This window comes from Streptomyces shenzhenensis, assembly GCF_021462265.1.
In the GTDB taxonomy this organism is placed as follows: domain Bacteria; phylum Actinomycetota; class Actinomycetes; order Streptomycetales; family Streptomycetaceae; genus Streptomyces; species Streptomyces shenzhenensis.
Genome location: NZ_JAJONF010000001.1, coordinates 393,431 through 408,805, shown reverse-complemented (window position 1 = coordinate 408,805; position 15,375 = coordinate 393,431). Strand labels below are relative to the sequence as shown.

The following is a 15,375-nucleotide window of genomic DNA, read 5'->3' as shown; positions in this document are numbered from 1 at the left end:
TCGGCTCACACAGCGCACAGGACGCACGCGTACCCGTCGACACACGACACGCATGAGGAGAGAACCCGGTGGTCAGCCAGGAGCAGCGGCGGCGTCAGCTCGCCCGGGAGAAGTTCTTGCGGCAGCAGCAGCGGCGTACCAGCGCGCGGCGCAAGGCGCGCATGCGCAACTCCGTGATCGCGTCCGTGCTCGGCGTGATCGTGATCGGCAGTGTCGTGCTGTACACGACCGGTGCGCTGAAGAACCACGACGACAAGGCGAACGCCAGCTCGGAGACGACTCCCAGCGCCTCCGCCACCAGCAAGGCGCCCGATCCGTGCGAGAAGGCCGCCGCCGGCTCGGTGAAGAAGATGAGCTGGAAGAAGGAGCCGGCGACGACGATCGACACGTCGGCGAAGTACACGATGACGCTGGCGACGACCTGCGGCGACATCGGCATCGCGCTGAAGACGTCGGCGGCCCCGCACACCGTGAACTCGTTCAACTTCCTCGCGTCGAAGGGCTACTTCGACCACAGCAAGTGCCACCGGCTCACCACCAACGGCATCTACGTGCTGCAGTGCGGCGACCCGACGGGTACCGGAAGCGGCGGTCCGGGGTACACGATCCCTGACGAGAACCTGAAGGACAAAAGCCTGAAGGGCGGTGTGTACCCGGCGGGTACGGTCGCGATGGCCAACACGGGCCAGAAGCACACCGGCGGCAGCCAGTTCTTCCTGGTCTACCAGGACAGCCAGTTGCCTGCCAGCTACACCCCGTTCGGCACGGTCGACGCGGCCGGAATGAAGATCCTGAAGAAGATCGCCGCCGCGGGTGAGAACACCGGCCAGGGTGACGGAGCCCCCAATGCGACGGTTGTGATCAACAAGGCCACGGTCACGAAATCCTGACCACCAACTGCGAGATTTCGGTCGCGCGGGATGCGGACAGGCAACCCGCCGGTCGCCTATGTTGGCCGTGACGAAACTGTGGACGATGCCCGGGGGCGCTGAGGCCCCTCGCGGGCATCATGTGGAGGAGGCGCTGTGAGCAGCGACCCGTGGGGCCGCGTCGACGAGACGGGGACCGTGTACGTGCGTACGGCCGACGGCGAGCAGGTCGTCGGTTCCTGGCAGGCCGGCTCCCCTGAGGAGGCGCTGGCCTACTTCGAGCGCAAGTACGAGGGCCTGGTTGTCGAGATCGGCCTCCTCGAGAAGCGAGTAAAGACCACCGACCTCTCCGCGAAGGACGCCCAGGCCGCCATCGACCACCTGCGCGAGCAGGTGGAGGCGCACCACGCGGTCGGTGATCTGGAGGCACTGCGCACCCGGCTCGGCGAACTGGTGAAGACCGTGGAGTCGCGCCGCGAGGAGCGTCGGGCGCAGCGTGCCAAGCAGTCCGACGAGGCCCGGCAGGCCAAGGAGGACCTGGTCGTCGAGGCGGAGCAGCTGGCGCAGTCCGACCAGTGGCGGGCGGCCGGTGAGCGGCTGCGGTCCCTGGTGGACACCTGGAAGGGCCTGCCGCGCCTCGACCGCAAGTCGGACGACGAGCTGTGGCACCGCTTCTCGCACGCCCGGTCGGCGTTCTCCAAGCGCCGCAAGGCGCACTTCGCGCAGCTCGACGCCCAGCGCGAGGACGCCCGCAAGGCCAAGGAGAAGCTGGTCGCCGAGGCCGAGGCGCTGTCGGACTCGACGGACTGGGGTCCGACGGCCGCGCGCTACCGCGAGCTGATGGCCGAGTGGAAGGCCGTCGGCCGCGCCCAGCGCGAGCACGAGGACGACCTGTGGAACCGCTTCCGCGGCGCCCAGGACGTGTTCTTCGCGGCGCGCGGTTCGGCCTTCGCCGAGCGGGACGCGGAGCAGACGGAGAACCTGAAGCTGAAGGAGGAGCTGGCCGCCGAGGCCGAGAAGCTCCTGCCGATCACCGACCTGAAGGCCGCGCGGTCCGCCTTCCGCTCGATCAACGAGCGGTGGGAGGCCATCGGCCATGTGCCGCGCGACGCACGTCCGAAGGTCGAGGGCCGGATGAGCACGGTCGACCGGGCCATCCAGGAGGCCGAGGAGGCCGAGTGGCGCCGGACCAACCCGGAGGCACGCGCGCGTGCCGCGGGTCTGACCGGCCAGCTGCAGGCCGCCGTGGACAAGCTGACGACGCAGATCGAGCAGGCCCGCGCCCAGGGCAACACGTCGAAGGCGGAGAAGCTGGAGCGTGAGCTGGAGGGCCGCCAGGCACTGCTGGACCAGGCCCTGAAGGGCCTGCAGGAGTTCGGCGGCTGAGTTCCCCGCACAGTTTCCCCAGGAACACCCAGAGGGGCCCCGTACACGGCGTACGGGGCCCCTCTCGTCGTCTCTCGCCGCCCTGCAGCCCTCGCTGCCTCGCTGCCTCCGCTACGAGCGGCTGCGCGCCGAGGTGACCCGGTAGACGTCGTACACGCCCTCCACGCCGCGTACGGCCTTCAGGACGTGGCCCAGGTGCTTGGGGTCGCCCATCTCGAAGGTGAAGCGGGAGGTGGCCACCCGGTCGCGGGAGGTCTGGACGGCCGCGGAGAGGATGTTGACGTGCTGGTCGGACAGGACGCGGGTGACGTCCGAGAGCAGCCGGGAGCGGTCCAGGGCCTCGACCTGGATGGCGACCAGGAAGACCGAGGACTGGGTGGGCGCCCACTCGACGTCGAGGATGCGCTCGGGTTCGCGGGACAGCGACTCGACGTTGACGCAGTCGCTGCGGTGCACCGACACACCGCTCCCACGCGTGACGAAGCCGATGATCGGATCGCCGGGGACGGGTGTGCAGCAGCGGGCCAGCTTGACCCAGACGTCGTCGACGCCCTTCACGACCACGCCGGGGTCCTGGCTGCTGCGCCGCTTGCTGCGGCGGCCGCGGGCCGGCGGAACCGCCTCGTCGATCTCCTCGGTGGCCGCCTCCTCGCCGCCGAGCGCCTGCACCAGTTTCTGCACGACGTTCTGCGCGGCCACATGGCCCTCGCCGATCGCCGCGTACAGCGAGGAGATGTCCGGGTAGCGCATCTCGTGGGCGAGGGTGACCAGCGAGTCGCCGGTGAGGATGCGCTGGATGGGCAGGTTCTGCTTGCGCATCGCGCGGACGATGGCGTCCTTGCCCTGCTCGATCGCCTCTTCCCGGCGCTCCTTGGAGAACCAGCCCCGGATCTTGTTGCGGGCGCGCGGGGACTTGACGAAGCCGAGCCAGTCGCGGGACGGTCCGGCGCCGGTCGCCTTGGAGGTGAAGACCTCGACGAGGTCGCCGTTGTCCAGGGTCGATTCGAGCGGGACGAGACGGCCGTTGACCCGGGCCCCTATCGTCCGGTGACCGACCTCCGTGTGGACCGCGTACGCGAAGTCGACAGGGGTGGCCCCGGCCGGGAGCGCTATGACGTCGCCCTTGGGGGTGAAGACGAAGACCTCGTTGCGGGAGAGATCGAAGCGCAGGGACTCCAGGAACTCGCTGGGGTCCTCGGTCTCCTTCTGCCAGTCCAGCAACTGCCGCAGCCACGCCATGTCGTTGAGGTGGTCGTCCTTGCCCTTGCCGGACGACTTCGGCACGTCGGTGCGGACCTTGGAGGCGCCGGCGACGGCCTCCTGCTTGTACTTCCAGTGCGCGGCGATGCCGTACTCGGCGCGGCGGTGCATGTCGAACGTGCGGATCTGGAGCTCGACCGGCTTGCCGTTGGGGCCGATGACCGTCGTGTGCAGCGACTGGTACATGTTGAACTTGGGCATCGCGATGTAGTCCTTGAACCGCCCCGGAACCGGGTTCCAGCGGGCGTGCACGGTGCCCAGGGCCGCGTAGCAGTCCCGGACGGTGTCCACCAGGACGCGGATGCCCACCAGGTCGTAGATCTCCGCGAAGTCCCGGCCGCGGACGATCATCTTCTGGTAGACGCTGTAGTAGTGCTTCGGGCGGCCGGTGACGGTCGCCTTGATGCGGGCGGCGCGCAGGTCGGCCTGGACCTCGTCGGTCACTATGGCCAGGTACTCGTCGCGTTTGGGGGCGCGCTCGGCGACCAGCCGCACGATTTCGTCGTACATCTTGGGGTAGAGGATCGCGAAGGCGAGGTCCTCCAGCTCCCACTTGATGGTGTTCATGCCCAGCCGGTGGGCGAGCGGCGCGTAGATCTCGAGCGTCTCGCGCGCCTTCTTCTCCTGCTTCTCGCGCTTGAGGTAGCGCATGGTGCGCATGTTGTGCAGGCGGTCGGCGAGCTTGATGACCAGGACGCGTGGGTCCTTGGCCATGGCGACGACCATCTTGCGCACGGTCTCGGCCTGGGCGGCCTCCCCGAACTTGACCTTGTCCAGCTTGGTCACGCCGTCGACGAGCAGCGCGACGACGTCACCGAAGTCGCGGCGCAGGTCCTCCAGGCCGTACTCGGTGTCCTCGACCGTGTCGTGCAGGAGGCCGGCCATCAGGGTCGCCGGGTCCATGCCCAGTTCGGCCAGGATCGTGGTCACCGCGAGCGGGTGCGTGATGTACGGGTCGCCGCTCTTGCGCTTCTGGCCGCGGTGCCAGCGCTCGGCGACCTGGTAGGCGCGCTCGATCTGGCGCAGGGTGGCGTTCTCGATCTTGGGGTCGTTGCTGCGGACTATGCGCAGCAGCGGCTCCAGGACCGGGTTGTACGGGTTGGCGCGCTGCACACCGAGGCGGGCGAGGCGGGCACGGACGCGGTTGGAGGAGCCCGAGCGAGCGGGCTGGCCGGCGTTGGGGCGGACCACGGGGGCGGTCTTGGCTCGCTCGGACGGGGCCGGCTTGGGACGCGACTGCTCGGCCGACTTGTCGACAGGCGCGGACTGGGCGTGCTCGACCGGCCCGCGAACATCGTTCTTCGCGAGCGGCGCGCTCGGCGCGGGCTTGGCCGCGGCCGCCGAGGCGGACTCGGGCTTGGCGGCGGTCAGGTGCTGGGCCTCGTCTGGCAAGAGGACTCCTCGTGCGCGATCCGGGTCCCCCAGTCAGGCTCCGGAAGACCCATCGTAGCGATCCTGGGCTCCGGCATCGCCTGGAGGACGATGTGAGAGCCGTCCATCCGAGAAACGCAAGGGGCGGGCCCCGGATTCCTCTGGGGCCCGCGACGGGCTCGCGGCAGCTCCGGGAAAGGAAGCCGCGGCAATCGAAGTGGCAGCCGCAATCGGTCTCATGCGCAAGAAGACAATCCCGCTGCCGACAAATACCTTCCGGCGCCCGAACCCGCGGTCACGCGATTCGGTACAGCGCGGTCAAAGGCGCAAACAGAAACGGTGCCTTCGCGATGCGTTGGCACAACGCATCGCGAAGGCACCGTGACGTGCCGTAGGAGCCGGTCAGACCACGATCAGCGCTTCCAGCGGGGCACCCATCAGCGCGGGCTCGAGCCGCGCGCGCCCCCGCAGGAACCCCAGCTCCATCAGGACCGCGACGCCGACGACCTCCGCGCCCGCGCGGTGGACGAGCTGGATCGACGCCTCCGCGGTGCCGCCGGTGGCGAGCACGTCGTCGACAATCAGGATCCGGTCGTCCGTGCCGAGGTCCTCGGCGTGCACCTCGATCTCGGCCGAGCCGTACTCCAGCTCGTAGGCCTGCCGGAGGGTGGCTCCGGGGAGCTTGCCCGCCTTGCGGACCGGGATGAAGCCGAGGCCCGCGCGGACGGCGACCGGAGCGCCCAGTATGAAGCCCCGCGCCTCCAGGCCGACGACCTTGGTGGCGCCGGTGCGCCCGGCGATCTCGGCGAGGGCGTCGGTGAGCGCGGTGAACGCTGCCGGGTCCGCCAGGAGCGGCGTGATGTCCTTGAACATCACGCCCTGCTCCGGATAGTCCTCGACGTCCCGGATACGGCTCAGCAGCAGTTCCTTGATGTCGGTCACCGGCGCTTCCCCGAGGGGCGGCCACGGCCGCCCCGGTTACGGGACGCGGGCTGGTTGCGCGGGCCGACGACGGCCGGAGCGGCGTCCTCGGGTCCCTCGGCCCCGTCGCCCCGGGCCTCGGCCGTCTCCTCCTCGGCGGCAGCCTGGGCGCGCTTGGCGAGGACGCGCTTCTTCAGGGCCTTCATCTGCGGCTCGGCCTCCTTGAGGTCGGCGACGAGCGGCGTGGCGATGAAGATCGAGGAGTAGGCACCGGCGGCGAGACCCACGAACAGCGACAGCGAGATGTCGTTGAGCGTGCCCGCGCCGAGGAATCCGCCGCCGATGAACAGCAGGCCCGCGACCGGCAGCAGCGCGACCACCGTGGTGTTGATCGAACGGACCAGGGTGCCGTTGATCGAGTGGTTGGCGATGTCGCTGTAGGTGAAGCGGGTCTGCTTGGTGATGTCCTTCGTCTGCTCCTTGAGGCTGTCGAAGACGACGACCGTGTCGTAGAGCGAATAACCGAGGATCGTCAGCAGACCGATGACCGTGCCGGGCGTGACCTCGAAACCGACCAGGGCGTAGATGCCGGTCGTGATGGTGATGTCGTGGATCAGCGCGACCAGGGCCGCGAGCGCCATACGCCACTCGAAGGCGATCGCCAGGTAGATCACCACGAGGACCATGAAGATCCCCAGGCCCTCCCAGGCCTTGTTGGCGATCTCGTCACCCCAGCTCGGGCCGACCAGGTCGGAGTTGATGGACTCGGGGTCCACCTTCATGTCCGTGGCCAGCTTGGCCTTGGTCGCGTCCGACTTCGCGGTGTCCATGCCGGCGATCTGGATGCGCAGACCGCCCGTGCCGAGCTTCTGCACGACCGCTTCGTGGCCGGAGGCCTCCTTCGCGTAGGTCTCCGCCTGGGCCACCGAGACGCTGGTCTTCGAGGTGGTGAAGACGGCGCCGCCCTGGAAGTCGATGCCCATGTTCAGGCCGCGCACCGCCAGGCCGACGATGGCCGTGATGGTGATCAGGATGGAGACGCCGTACCAGATCTTGCGCTTGCCGACGAAGTCGTAGCTGATCTCGCCGCGGTGGAGTCGGGCGCCGAGGTTGCCGAGTTTCGACATCGCTCACGCTTCCTTCGGGTCGACAGGGCCGGCGGCGGGGCCGGCGGGACGGCGGGTGCGGCGCAGCGGGGCCTTGGCGCCCAGGCCCTTCGGGTCGAGCCCCGACCACTTGTGGCCGTTCGCGAAGAACTTACGCCGGGCGAGGACCGTCATCAGCGGCTTGGTGAAGAAGAAGACGACGACCACGTCGAGCACGGTGGTCAGACCGAGGGTGAACGCGAAGCCCTGGACCTTGCCGACGGTCACGACGAACAGCACGGCGGCGGCCAGGAACGACACGAAGTCGGAGACCAGGATGGTGCGCCGGGCGCGCGGCCAGGCCCGCTCGACGGCGGGGCGCAGCGTGCGGCCCTCACGGATCTCGTCCCGGATGCGTTCGAAGAACACGATGAACGAGTCCGCCGTGATGCCGATCGCGACGATCGCACCGCAGACGGCCGGCAGGTTCAGCGCGAAGTGGATCGTGGGGCCGAGCAGCGACATGATCGCGTACGTGAGGATCGCGGACACCAGCAGCGAGGGGATCGCGACGAGCGACAGCCCGCGGTAGAAGGCGACCAGGTAGATGATGACGAGCGCGAGGCCGATGGCACCGGCCAGCAGACCGGCGTGCAGCTGCTCGCCGCCGAGGGCGGCGGTGACGGTGGTGACGCTCTGCGTCTTGAAGGAGAGCGGGAGCGCGCCGTACGACAGCACGTTGGCGAGGCTCTGGGCCTCTTCCTGGGTGAAGCTGCCGGAGATCTCCGCCTGCCCGCCGGTGATCGACTGGCTCACGGTCGGGCTGGAGACGACCTCGCCGTCGAGGACGATGCCGAACTCGTTCGTCGGCGGGGAGGTGTTCTTGGCGAGTTCGGCGGTGACGTCCGCGAACTTCTTGGCCCCGCCACCGGTGAAGGTCATCTGGACCTGCCAGCCGGCGGCGCCCTGCGTGTCGAAGACGGCCTGGGCCTTCTTGACGTCGGTGCCGTCGACTCGGGCCGGGCCGAGCACGTACTTGTACCAGACGCTGCCGACCTGGCCGCAGGCCACGGTGGTGTCGCTCGGCTTGGCGGTCTTGCCGGCCGTGGCGCGCTGCGTGGCCTTGGAGCAGTCCAGCGCGGTGTACTCGGCCTCCAGCTTCGAGGCCGCGGCGGAGGCGCCCGCGTCGGCCGAGGAGGTGGCGGAGGGGCTCGCCGACGAGGAGGCGGACGCCGAGGACGACGGCGTGGAACCGGCCTTCAGGGCGTCGGTGACGGCGCGGCCCTGCGAGGTGGCCGAGGACGACGGCGAGGCGGAGGACGAGCCGGTCGCCTTCGCGGACGCCGACGCGCTGGTCGACGGGGAGGCGCTCGGGGAAGCGCTGGAGCTGCCGCCGGCGGACGCGCTCGGGGAGGCGCTCGGGGTGGCGCCGGCGCTGGCCTGCTGGGCCAGGACCGGGCGGAAGTAGAGCTTCGCGGTGGTGCCGACCTGCTGGCGGGCCTCCGCGGAGTTGGTGCCCTTGGGGATGTTGACGATGATGTTGCTGGTGCCCTGGGTCTGAACCTCCGCTTCGGAAACGCCCAGACCGTTGACACGGCGGTTCATGATCTCGACCGCGGTGTTCATGTTGGTCTTGTTGATCGCGTTGGGCTGGCCCGGCTCGTTGTGCGCCTGCAGCGTGATGCTCGTACCACCGGCCAGGTCGATACCGAGACGCGGAGTGGTGTTTCCGGAGGCGAACATTCCGCCGGTGAGCGCCGCGATGGCGATCAGGATGAGGGCCAGCGAGCGCCCTGGCTTGCTCTGGGCGCTCGCGCTCCGGCCCCTCTTAGGTGCTGCCACCTTCTTGTACTCCCTCTCGGGCCGCCGTGCCCCTGGTCGGCGCGGTCGGCCATGACATGGTGTCGGGATCCCGTGCGGGAAACAGACGCGCCCGGGGTACGAGGTGCGCGTGTCATGCGCGCACCGCTTCCCGGGGCACGCCTACTTCGTGTCGGAGTCGCCGTCGGTCTTCTTCGGCTCTTCGTCAGCCTTCGCCTCGGCGGTCGCGGACTCGGCCGGCCCTTCGGTCTTCTTCTCCGCTTCCTCGGTCTCCTCCTCGGCGGTGTCCTTCTTCCCGAGGTCGACGGCCTTGTCGTCGGAGGCGGCGGCAGCGTCGGCGGACTCGTCGTCGGTCTCGGTGAGAGAGGAGGCGTCGTCCGGGACGACGTCGGCGTCGGACTTCAGGTCGTGCTCGATGCCGTGCACGATGCGGTTGTACTCGTCGTCCGTGAGGATGGCACCGATCGAGTTCTTCGCGAAGAGGAGCTCGACGCCCGGGCCGGCGTCGAGGAGGACCGTGTCCTCGTTGACTTCCTTGACCGTCGCGTACATGCCCCCGATGGTGCGGACACCGTTGCCGGGCTGGATCTCGTTCCGCATCTGCGTGGCCTGCTGCTGGCGCTTTTTGGTGGAGCGCGTCATCAGGACCATGGCCGCGATGAGGACGATGAACACGAGAAGAGGCAAGCTATTCACGGGACGGAATTTCCTTCGCGCAGCCGCGGCGGTGAGCGGCCTGGATGATGGGGGTGTGGTCGGCGCCGCCCGCGAAGGCGGCATCGGCGGAGTCTAAGCGAGTCCGCGCGCATGGAACAACGTTCAGCATGGCACCTGGGTTCCTGGGGCCGCCAATGCCCCGCCGTCACGAAGCGATCACGTCTGGGGCCGAAGTCTGGCTCGGCGGGCGCCGACCGTCCGAACCGAGGGCGAAGACGCGTCCATGCCCCACGCCCGGGATACGGCGGCCCGTCACGTTTCCACCGGCAACGGCCCGGACACCGGCCACGGGGGCCGGGGACCGTGCCGCAGAGGCGGCCCACCGCCCGGGGCCACCCGCCCGGGGCGGGCGCGCCGGTGCGCCCGCAGGTCTGGGCCCCGCGGCCGGTCCGGGCCCCCGGCCGATCCGGCCCCGCGGCCGGTCCGGGCTCCCAGCCGGTCCGGCGTGGCGCCCAGAGCCGTTTCCGGGTGCCGCCGGGGCGTCGACGGCTCGGGGTCAGGTGCCGAAGAGGTCCTGCTGGCCGGTTCCGCCCGCCGGGCCGCGCGGGGCGGTCAGACCCAGGTGGGCCCAGGCGGCGGGGGTGGCGACGCGGCCGCGCGGGGTGCGGGCCAGCAGGCCCTCGCGGACCAGGAAGGGCTCGGCGACCTCCTCGACCGTCTCGCGCTCCTCCCCCACCGCGACGGCGAGGGTGGACAGGCCGACCGGGCCGCCGCCGAAGAGTTTGAGCAGTGCCTCCAGGACGGCGCGGTCCAGCCGGTCCAGGCCGCGTTCGTCCACCTCGTAGACGGCGAGCGCAGCGTGCGCGATCTCGCGCGTGATCCGTCCGTCCGCCTTGACCTGCGCGTAGTCGCGGACCCGGCGCAGCAGCCGGTTGGCGATGCGGGGCGTGCCGCGCGACCGGCCGGCGATCTCGGCGGCGCCGGCCGGCTCGATGGCGACGTCCAGCAGATGCGCCGAGCGGTGCACGACCCGCTCCAGTTCGCGCGGCTCGTAGAACTCCATGTGCGCTGTGAAGCCGAAGCGGTCGCGCAGCGGGGGCGGCAGCAGGCCCGCCCGGGTGGTGGCACCGACCAGCGTGAACGGCGGCAGTTCAAGGGGGATGGCGGTGGCACCCGGACCCTTGCCGACGATGACGTCGACCCGGAAGTCCTCCATCGCCATGTACAGCATCTCCTCGGCGGGCCGCGACATGCGGTGGATCTCGTCGAGGAAGAGGACCTCGCCCTCCTGGAGAGAGGAGAGGATCGCGGCCAGGTCGCCGGCGTGCTGGATGGCGGGGCCCGAGGTGATGCGGATCGGGGCCCCCATCTCGGCCGCGATGATCATCGAGAGGGTGGTCTTGCCCAGGCCGGGGGCCCCGGAGAGCAGCACATGGTCGGCGGTCGCACCCCGCGCGCGTGCGGCGCGCAGCACCAGGTCGAGCTGCTCGCGGACCTTCTCCTGGCCGATGAACTCGCCCAGGTCCTTGGGGCGCAGCGCGGCCTCGACGGCCTGGTCCTCACGGTCGGCGACGGCGCCCACCAGCCGCTCCGCGTCGGCGCCGGTGTCGGTCGTGTCGTCCCAGTTCATAAGTGATGTGCCTCAGCGGTGGTGGGGTCAGCGGGCGCGGTTGAGGGTCTGCAGGGCCGCCTTGAGCAGCGGGCCGACCTGGGGCGTGCCCCCGGCGGCCTCGGCCTGCGGGGCGACGGCGGTGACGGCCTCGTCGGCCTCCCGGGTCGCGTATCCGAGGCCGATCAGGGCGGCGTGCAGCTGGTCGCGCCAGCCCTGGCTGACCGGTGCGCCGACCACGGGAGCGCCGACGGGGGCGCCGAGGCGGTCCTTCAGCTCCAGCAGCAGTTTCTGCGCGCCCTTCTTGCCGATGCCGGGGACGGCGATCAGCGCCTTCTCGTCGCCGGTGGCGACCGCGCGGCGCAACGCGTCGGGGCTGTGCACGGCGAGCATCGCCTGGGCGAGCCGCGGTCCGACACCGCTCGCCGTCTGCAGCAGCTCGAAGACCTGGCGCTCGTCGTCGTCCACGAAACCGTACAAGGTGAGCGAGTCCTCCCTCACGACCAGCGACGTGGCGAGCCTGGCCGGCTGGCCCATGCGCAGTCCGGAGAGGGTGTTGGGGGTGCACTGGACGGCGATGCCGATCCCGCCCACCTCGACGACCGCGGAGTCCGGGGCGAGGGCGGCGACCGGGCCGCTTACGAAGGCGATCATGCCGTACGGCCTTTCGTTGCGTTGGCTGCGTGCAGGGCGACGGCCTGCTGGAGTCGGTTCTGCGCGGGGGCGCGCCAGATGTGGCAGATGGCGAGCGCGAGGGCGTCGGCGGCGTCGGCGGGCCTGGGCGGGGCGCTGAGCCTGAGCAGCCGGGTGATCATGGCGCCGACCTGGGCCTTGTCGGCGCGTCCGGAGCCGGTGACGGCGGCCTTGACCTCGCTCGGGGTGTGCAGGGCGACGGGGATGCCCCGGCGGGCGGCGCACAGCATGGCGACGGCGCTGGCCTGGGCGGTGCCCATCGCGGTCCGTACGTTGTGCTGGCTGAACACCCGCTCCACGGCGACGAATTCGGGCCGGTGCTCGTCCAGCCACTGCTCGATGCCCTGCTCGATGGCGACCAGGCGACGGCCGAGTTCGGCGTCCGCGGGCGTGCGGACGACTCCCACGCCGACCATGGTGAGCGGCCGCCCGGCGACGCCCTCGACGACACCGACACCGCACCGGGTCAGCCCGGGATCCACCCCCAGTACACGCACCGCGCCCCCTCCCCTCTTTGCGGCTGAACCGCCGCCGCTCTCGCGGACCCGGCTGAGCGCCGTCGTGGTTCCTCAATCGATGGTTGCGGCCCGTGGACGGCCATCCGCGGACGGCGCCAGGCTAGCCGCTGCCACTGACAACGGCGGCGGGCTGGTGGGACGTGTCCCACCAGCCCGCCGAATCCGCTCAGCTCGCGGCGTGCCCTACGCGTCGACCTTCTCCATGACCTCGTCGCTGACGTCGAAATTGGCGAAGACGTTCTGCACGTCGTCGCTGTCCTCAAGGGCGTCGATCAGCTTGAAGATCTTCTTGGCGCCCTCCTCGTCCAGCTCGACCTGCATGGTCGGGACGAAGTTGGCCTCGGCGGAGTCGTAGTCGATCCCGGAGTCCTGGAGGGCGGTGCGGACGGCGACCAGGTCGGTGGCCTCGCTGAGCACCTCGAAGGACTCGCCGAGGTCGTTGACTTCCTCGGCGCCCGCGTCCAGGACCGCGCCGAGCACGTCGTCCTCGGTCAGCTCGCCCTTGGGGACGATCACGACGCCCTTGCGGTGGAAGAGATACGACACCGAGCCCGGGTCGGCCATCGAACCGCCGTTGCGGGTCATGGCGACACGGACGTCGGAGGCGGCGCGGTTGCGGTTGTCGGTGAGGCACTCGATGAGCACCGCGACGCCGTTCGGGCCGTAGCCCTCGTACATGATCGTCTCGTAGTCGGCGCCACCGGCCTCGAGACCGCCGCCGCGCTTGATCGCGGAGTCGATGTTCTTGTTCGGGACCGACTGCTTCTTCGCCTTCTGGACGGCGTCGTAGAGAGTCGGGTTGCCTTCGACGTCCACGCCGCCCATCCGCGCCGCGACCTCGATGTTCTTGATCAGCTTCGCGAAGAGCTTGCCGCGCTTGGCGTCGATCACGGCCTTCTTGTGCTTCGTCGTGGCCCATTTAGAGTGGCCGGACATCTGCCTGTCTCCTTCGCGTAACCCATCCAAACAACGAACGCCAGAGATCCTACTAGGACTCGGCCGCCCGGTTCGCGTGGACCATGTCGGCGAACAGGGAGTGCACGCGGTGGTCGCCGGTCAGTTCCGGGTGGAACGACGTGGCGAGCGCGTTGCCCTGGCGGACCGCGACGATGTGGCCGTCGTGCTCGGCGAGCACCTCGGCCCCGGCGCCGACCGACTCGACCCAGGGGGCGCGGATGAACACGCCCTCCACAGGATCGCCGTCGATTCCGCGTACGTCGACCGCCGCCTCGAACGACTCGTTCTGCCGCCCGAAGGCGTTGCGGCGCACGATCATGTCGATGCCGCCGACGGTCTCCTGGCCCGAACGCGGGTCGAGGATCTTGTCGGCGAGCATGATCATGCCCGCGCAGGTGCCGTAGACGGGCATTCCGTCGCGCACACGCGCGCGCAGCGGCTCCATCACGCCGAACAGGACGGCCAGCTTGGAGATGGTGGTGGACTCGCCGCCCGGGATGACGAGGCCGTCCACCTCAGCGAGTTCCTCGGGGCGCCTGACCGGCCTGGCCACGGCGTCGGCCGCGGCCAGGGCGATGAGGTGCTCCCGTACGTCGCCCTGGAGGGCCAGGACGCCTATGACAGGTGCGTCGGTCATGTGTGCGAAACCCTCTGGCCTTACCAGCCGCGGTTGGCGTAGCGCTCGGTCTCGGGGAGGGTGTCGCAGTTGATGCCGACCATGGCCTCGCCGAGGTTGCGGGACGCGTCCGCGATGATCTTCGGGTCGTCGTAGAAGGTGGTCGCCTTGACGATGGCGGCGGCGCGCTTGGCCGGGTCGCCGGACTTGAAGATGCCGGAGCCGACGAAGACGCCCTCGGCGCCGAGCTGGCGCATCAGCGCGGCGTCGGCCGGGGTGGCGACGCCACCGGCGGAGAACAGCACCACCGGGAGCTTGCCGAGCTCGGCGACCTCCTTGACGAGCTCGTAGGGGGCGCGCAGCTCCTTGGCGGCGGCGTACAGCTCGTTGTTGTCGCAGCCGCGCAGCTTGGCGATCTCGCCCTTGATCTGGCGCAGGTGGCGCACGGCCTCGACGACGTTGCCGGTGCCGGCCTCGCCCTTGGAGCGGATCATGGCCGCGCCCTCGGCGATCCGGCGCAGGGCCTCACCGAGGTTGGTGGCGCCGCAGACGAAGGGAGTGGTGAAGGCCCACTTGTCGGAGTGGTTGACCTCGTCGGCCGGAGTGAGGACCTCGGACTCGTCGATGTAGTCGACGCCGAGCGACTGCAGGACCTGGGCCTCGACGAAGTGGCCGATACGGGACTTGGCCATCACCGGGATCGAGACCGCCTCGATGATGCCCTCGATCATGTCCGGGTCGGACATCCGGGCCACCCCGCCGTCCTTGCGGATGTCGGCCGGGACGCGCTCCAGCGCCATGACGGCGACGGCGCCCGCGTCTTCGGCGATCTTCGCCTGCTCCGGCGTGACGACGTCCATGATCACGCCGCCCTTGAGCTGCTCGGCCATGCCGCGCTTCACACGGGCGGTGCCGGTCTCGGGGGTCTGGTTCTCACTGGTGGACACGGGTACCTCACTCGCTGAAAAGAGGGTTTCTGCAAACACCGAGGAAACGCGAGTGGACCAGTCCACAGCAAGGGCCAATGGGAAGCCGGTGGATCCTTTTGCGGTCAGGCCGGGCGCTCGACCAGCGCGGGGGGCGGTTCGTCGTCCATCTCGAAGGCCAGCGGGAAGGGGGCGTGTCCGGCCAGCCGGAACCAGCGGACCTTGCGGTGTTCGCGCAGCCGGCGGGCCGCGCCGACGGCGTCGTTGTGGAAGCGGCGGGCCATCGGCACCCGGCGCACCGCCTCGGCCAGCTCGCTCGCGGCCGCCTCGCCGCCGGGGGCCTGACGGACCTCCTCGACCTGCTGCGGGTGCTCGAAGACGGCACGCAGGGCCTGGCTCAGCTCGCTCTCCGCGACCTCCCGCTGCTCCTCCTCGGCCTGCCGGGCGGCGTGCGCGGCCTCGTACAGCACGATCGAGGCGGCGGGATCCAGCACGCCCGAGGTCGCCAGTTCCTGGGCCACGGAGGCCCGCCGCAGCAACTGGGCGTCGAGGGCGGCACGGGCGGCGTCGATGCGCGCGTGCAGCCGGTCGAGACGGCCTGCGGTCCAGCTCAGGTACAGGCCGATCACCGCGAGGGCGGCGAGGATCCAGAGCGTCCAGATGAGCGTTGCGGTCACGGGCCGAAC

14 protein-coding genes are annotated in these 15,375 nt (G+C 70.3%); 2 read left to right on the top strand and 12 right to left on the bottom strand.

What is annotated here, in order from left to right:
• Window positions 1–68 precede the first annotated feature (68 nt).
• Both LQ326_RS01940 and LQ326_RS01935 read left to right on the top strand, forming a co-directional pair.
• The gene (locus LQ326_RS01940; RefSeq protein WP_234531714.1) at window positions 69–890 is read left to right on the top strand and encodes a peptidylprolyl isomerase; all 822 of its coding nucleotides are present in this window, start codon (window positions 69–71) and stop codon (window positions 888–890) included.
• Window positions 891–1,025: 135 nt separating this feature from the next.
• Window positions 1,026–2,255: a DUF349 domain-containing protein gene (locus LQ326_RS01935; RefSeq protein ID WP_234531713.1), complete on the top strand. Its 1,230-nt coding sequence runs from the start codon at window positions 1,026–1,028 to the stop codon at window positions 2,253–2,255.
• Window positions 2,256–2,366: 111 nt separating this feature from the next.
• Here the strand turns inward: LQ326_RS01935 and relA are convergent, their stop codons facing one another.
• From relA to LQ326_RS01875, 12 genes are all read right to left on the bottom strand, one after another.
• A complete protein-coding gene (gene relA, locus LQ326_RS01930) occupies window positions 2,367–4,907 on the bottom strand; it encodes a GTP pyrophosphokinase (RefSeq protein WP_234531710.1) in 2,541 nt (846 codons plus the stop codon).
• Window positions 4,908–5,288: 381 nt separating this feature from the next.
• Window positions 5,289–5,828: an adenine phosphoribosyltransferase gene (locus LQ326_RS01925; RefSeq protein ID WP_234531709.1), complete on the bottom strand. Its 540-nt coding sequence runs from the start codon at window positions 5,826–5,828 to the stop codon at window positions 5,289–5,291.
• Window positions 5,825–6,934 (bottom strand): protein translocase subunit SecF, encoded by a 1,110-nt coding sequence (gene secF / locus LQ326_RS01920; RefSeq protein WP_234531708.1) that lies wholly within the window; start codon window positions 6,932–6,934, stop codon window positions 5,825–5,827. Before secF ends, LQ326_RS01925 begins: the two co-directional genes overlap by 4 nt.
• Before the next feature lie 3 nt (window positions 6,935–6,937).
• On the bottom strand, window positions 6,938–8,734 hold the full coding sequence (gene secD, locus LQ326_RS01915) for a protein translocase subunit SecD (protein ID WP_234531707.1): 1,797 nt from the start codon (window positions 8,732–8,734) through the stop codon (window positions 6,938–6,940).
• A gap of 141 nt (window positions 8,735–8,875) precedes the next feature.
• Window positions 8,876–9,409: a preprotein translocase subunit YajC gene (yajC, locus tag LQ326_RS01910; protein ID WP_234531706.1), complete on the bottom strand. Its 534-nt coding sequence runs from the start codon at window positions 9,407–9,409 to the stop codon at window positions 8,876–8,878.
• A gap of 517 nt (window positions 9,410–9,926) precedes the next feature.
• Window positions 9,927–11,000, bottom strand: coding sequence for a Holliday junction branch migration DNA helicase RuvB (gene ruvB, locus LQ326_RS01905; RefSeq protein ID WP_234531705.1), 1,074 nt, complete (start codon window positions 10,998–11,000; stop codon window positions 9,927–9,929).
• 27 nt (window positions 11,001–11,027) lie between these two features.
• Window positions 11,028–11,633 carry a Holliday junction branch migration protein RuvA gene (gene ruvA, locus LQ326_RS01900; RefSeq protein ID WP_234531704.1) on the bottom strand — a complete coding sequence of 202 codons (606 nt, stop codon included), beginning with the start codon at window positions 11,631–11,633 and terminating at the stop codon, window positions 11,028–11,030.
• Entirely contained in the window at window positions 11,630–12,169 is a 540-nt protein-coding gene (gene ruvC / locus LQ326_RS01895; RefSeq protein ID WP_234531703.1) for a crossover junction endodeoxyribonuclease RuvC, read from the bottom strand. Before ruvC ends, ruvA begins: the two co-directional genes overlap by 4 nt.
• Before the next feature lie 204 nt (window positions 12,170–12,373).
• Window positions 12,374–13,126 (bottom strand): YebC/PmpR family DNA-binding transcriptional regulator, encoded by a 753-nt coding sequence (locus LQ326_RS01890; RefSeq protein ID WP_234531702.1) that lies wholly within the window; start codon window positions 13,124–13,126, stop codon window positions 12,374–12,376.
• Window positions 13,127–13,178: 52 nt separating this feature from the next.
• Window positions 13,179–13,784 (bottom strand): pyridoxal 5'-phosphate synthase glutaminase subunit PdxT, encoded by a 606-nt coding sequence (gene pdxT, locus LQ326_RS01885; RefSeq protein ID WP_181801788.1) that lies wholly within the window; start codon window positions 13,782–13,784, stop codon window positions 13,179–13,181.
• 20 nt (window positions 13,785–13,804) lie between these two features.
• The gene (gene pdxS, locus LQ326_RS01880; RefSeq protein WP_093505318.1) at window positions 13,805–14,710 is read right to left on the bottom strand and encodes a pyridoxal 5'-phosphate synthase lyase subunit PdxS; all 906 of its coding nucleotides are present in this window, start codon (window positions 14,708–14,710) and stop codon (window positions 13,805–13,807) included.
• Window positions 14,711–14,814: 104 nt separating this feature from the next.
• On the bottom strand, window positions 14,815–15,366 hold the full coding sequence (locus tag LQ326_RS01875; protein WP_234531701.1) for a LemA family protein: 552 nt from the start codon (window positions 15,364–15,366) through the stop codon (window positions 14,815–14,817).
• Window positions 15,367–15,375 lie beyond the last annotated feature (9 nt).

Coding starts and splice junctions, on each gene's coding strand:
- secF (WP_234531708.1), bottom strand. CDS start 6,934: ATGTCGAAACTCGGCAACCTCGGCGCCCGACTCCACCGCGGCGAGATC.
- LQ326_RS01890 (WP_234531702.1), bottom strand. CDS start 13,126: ATGTCCGGCCACTCTAAATGGGCCACGACGAAGCACAAGAAGGCCGTG.
- ruvA (WP_234531704.1), bottom strand. CDS start 11,633: ATGATCGCCTTCGTAAGCGGCCCGGTCGCCGCCCTCGCCCCGGACTCC.
- pdxT (WP_181801788.1), bottom strand. CDS start 13,784: ATGACCGACGCACCTGTCATAGGCGTCCTGGCCCTCCAGGGCGACGTA.
- ruvB (WP_234531705.1), bottom strand. CDS start 11,000: ATGAACTGGGACGACACGACCGACACCGGCGCCGACGCGGAGCGGCTG.